Annotated in this window: 4 protein-coding genes and 1 pseudogene; 4 read left to right on the forward strand and 1 reads right to left on the reverse strand. The window is 42.4% G+C overall.

The genetic code is table 11. The annotated features are described in order from the left end of the window. The 4 genes and pseudogenes from DXA97_RS19425 to DXA97_RS19440 all read left to right on the forward strand — a co-directional run. Nucleotides 1-87 (forward strand): DUF4368 domain-containing protein (locus DXA97_RS19425; protein WP_118720365.1); only part of this gene is annotated, 87 nt, incomplete at its 5' end. Nucleotides 88-277: 190 nt separating this feature from the next. Continuing rightward, a complete protein-coding gene (locus DXA97_RS19430) occupies nucleotides 278-640 on the forward strand; it encodes a helix-turn-helix domain-containing protein (protein WP_022742028.1) in 363 nt (120 codons plus the stop codon). After that, a pseudogene (locus DXA97_RS19435) lies at nucleotides 600-988 on the forward strand (TnpV protein). Before DXA97_RS19430 ends, DXA97_RS19435 begins: the two are co-directional and overlap by 41 nt. Nucleotides 989-1,004: 16 nt before the next feature. After that, nucleotides 1,005-1,967: a DUF3658 domain-containing protein gene (locus DXA97_RS19440; protein ID WP_014078537.1), complete on the forward strand. Its 963-nt coding sequence runs from the start codon at nucleotides 1,005-1,007 to the stop codon at nucleotides 1,965-1,967. Nucleotides 1,968-2,028: 61 nt separating this feature from the next. Here DXA97_RS19440 and DXA97_RS19445 read toward each other — a convergent pair whose 3' ends face one another. Beyond that, nucleotides 2,029-2,835 carry a helix-turn-helix domain-containing protein gene (locus tag DXA97_RS19445; RefSeq protein WP_006873172.1) on the reverse strand — a complete coding sequence of 269 codons (807 nt, stop codon included), beginning with the start codon at nucleotides 2,833-2,835 and terminating at the stop codon, nucleotides 2,029-2,031. Nucleotides 2,836-3,038 lie beyond the last annotated feature (203 nt).

Raw genomic sequence — 3,038 nt, forward strand, 5'->3', positions numbered from 1 at the left:
GAGTGCAGCTATGACGAGAACAAGACCCGCAGACAGGACATTGAGATTTATTATTCTTTTGTTGGCAAGGTGGACTTGCCCGAATAACCGCCCGACCTATCCGACACAATGCGCAAGTGCCGGATAGGAACGGCAAAATTTTTTACACTTCTATTACTTCTTTATCGCACATCAGTAAAGTCCCAGGGCATGAAGCAGTTCATGGCTAATTAAAGGGAACAAAAAAGAAAGGAAAACCAATCCAGACGGTATCAGCGGCAGGATACAAGAATAAATTGTGATTTCACAAGATTGGTGCTATAATAAGAGAAAAGTTCCTGCCGGGGCAGCCGCCCCGGTGGTATGGATAGAAAGGCAGGAAAACAATATGCACATCAGCTATAAACCACTCTGGCACACACTGTTAGAGCGTGATATGAGGAAAGAGGATTTAAGGCTTGCCGCTGGTATGACAACGAATATGATTGCCAACATGAGCAAAGAGGGAAAGCACATCAGCATGGACACATTAGCCCGTATCTGTGAAACGCTGAATTGTGAGATTACCGATGTGATTGAGTTAGTACCAGACGAGCCTGCTTCCACAGGAGGTAAGGAACATGAGAGAATTGAAACCAAGAATAACGGAAAACGGAATTGATTATATCCTTGTCGGAGATACTACATCCCGGACTTGAAACTGCCGGAGGAACACCGCCCTATCGGAAAGTACGGACGGATGCACCGGGAATATTTAAGGGAAGTCCACCCAGCCAGATTGAATACATTGATACTGACCGGAGAATTGTGGACATATCTTGCAGACCTGAACGAACAGGCACAGGAACGGTTAGACACTATCATGGAGCAGATGAAAGCCACCGAGGGCGTGACAGAGGAATTGAAGCGAACTCAACAAATGGAATGGGTGCAGCGTTGTAATAACATTCACAACCGGGCAGAAGAAATTGTTTTGCATGATATAATTTATTCATACGGGAGTAATTAAATCGGAGGTATATAAGATGATTGAAATTGTATTTGGTGAAAGTGCCTGTGGAAGTTTGAAAATTGCCCAAACTTACGGTAAGGGAAAGTATAGAGGAAGTGCAGTTTCGGTCTTTATGAGGCACGAAGATGGGAGTGTTCCATCTTCAGATGAAATGAAAGAAGCACAAATTCAAGCACAGGAACAAGAACATATTGCTTGGGAGAATGCTATTCCATTGGGAGGCAAGAGCAGTGATGTTTATTGTTTTGATATGGCTCTTAGTGTGGGAGATATTTCTGATAATGGAATTGGCGAACAGCGGAAAAATGTTCTCAAGAAAATGCTGTCTGTCTGGTTTGTAGAGGATTTAGACTATCAGGTTGAAGAAAAAATACAGAAAATTAAAACTACATTGTCTTCGGTTATTGAACGATATGTAGCTGGGGAAGAAGTTCGTATTTGGTATAGCTATAATCCGGATGAACTTTGCGGTATGTACTGGCTTATGAAACAACTTCGACCATTAAACTGTCAGACAACAATTTATTTGGTTAAGTTACCTGCCTGGGAATATGGAAAAGAAAATACTATGACATCCAAAATAGCATGGGGTGAGGTTTCTCCTGGCGAATGGGGAAAATATATAACTCTACAAGAAAAAGCTAAGCCTGTATTTCTTTCAGCTTGTGCTATGAAATGGAATCAACTTCAAAATGAAAATGCACCTTTGCGTGCAATGCTAAATGGTAAATTGCAAAGTGTTTCAGAAGATATATATGATAGTTTCATTCTTCGTGAAATTGCGGAACAGCCAGAGCAATTCAAAATGGCTATTGTTATAGGTAATGTTTTAGGAAAATATCAACTTGGAATTAGTGATGTATGGATTTCTAATCGCATTGATAAAATGCTTGAAGATGGTGTGTTGGAAATTATACAGGACGCACCAAAGGGAGAAACAAATTATCGCCGGATATTAAGAAAACGAATGAAATAATAACCACAGCAAGAACCGCTGCTACATGGAAGGCACCCCAACCATGCAACAGCGGTTTTTTTTACCGTTTTTTCCTCTGGCTGATAGGCGTTCCCATTTTCTTTGATTTTTTGAGAATCCGAATCAGCCAGCGAAATTCTTCGTCTGACAGATTTTTATAGTTGATACCGAGCTGCTTGCAGTAAAGGACAACCAGCTTTTCATCCCGGCTGCCCTTGAAATTTTCGACTGCTTCGAGATTTTCTTTCAATTCATCGGCAACGGTGGTCTGGGGCGCACTCTCACTGTCCTTTTTGTGGGCTTCCCGAATATCCCGGATAATCAGGTTGAGGTCATCCAGAACCATGTGACTGAAATACTCATCATCACTGATATGGGCGGCTTGCAGCACTTTCAAATGCGGGTCATCTTCGCCTGGGCGATACCGTTCAATGATTTCATGCCGGACGGTATCGACAAGTGCATTGAGGTTTTGAATCTGCATGGTAGCAATCCCGTCCACATAAATCTCAATGTCTGCAAGAAACTTGATAAAATCCTTATGTGTAGCAAGCTCACAGAGCAGACGGTTGTTAATCCGACCGCTTTTCAGCAGTGCCACCATCTCATCATTCAAATGCAACTCCGTCAATGGTGTGTTGATCTGCTCCCTGTTCTCTATCCGGCACAGTAGATAATCAACAGAGACCCCATAGAAGTCTGCCAGCGTGATAAGGTTGCCATGATTGATTTCCTTAAAATCCTCTTTTTCATAACTTCCAAGAGCTGATTTGGAAATGCCTGTCAGCTTTGATAGTTCTTCCAGATTTAAGCCTTTGTCCTTGCGGAGTTCCCAAAGGCGTTCCTGTATGCTTGTTGCTCCTTTCATGGGCGCACGCTCCTTTCCAATGGTTTCATTGCTGCCGCTTATCTGGATTATATCACACTTTCCGCAATCGTGGAAATTTCTGATTTTTACCCCTAATTCCTACTTTGTGGACATACGGCACAGGGCACAAAAATGTTCTATGATACAGGTAGTTCATCGATGGATTATTCCAATCGAATGACCAGCCTGTGTGGGATATGCTT

The organism is Clostridium sp. OF09-36, from assembly GCF_003481985.1.
Classification (GTDB): Bacteria; Bacillota; Clostridia; order Lachnospirales; family Lachnospiraceae; genus Brotaphodocola.

Bases quoted from the DNA above. Each gene is read 5' to 3' on its own strand.
- DXA97_RS19440 (WP_014078537.1), top strand. From the start codon at position 1,005: ATGATTGAAATTGTATTTGGTGAAAGTGCCTGTGGAAGTTTGAAAATT.
- DXA97_RS19445 (WP_006873172.1), bottom strand. From the start codon at position 2,835: ATGAAAGGAGCAACAAGCATACAGGAACGCCTTTGGGAACTCCGCAAG.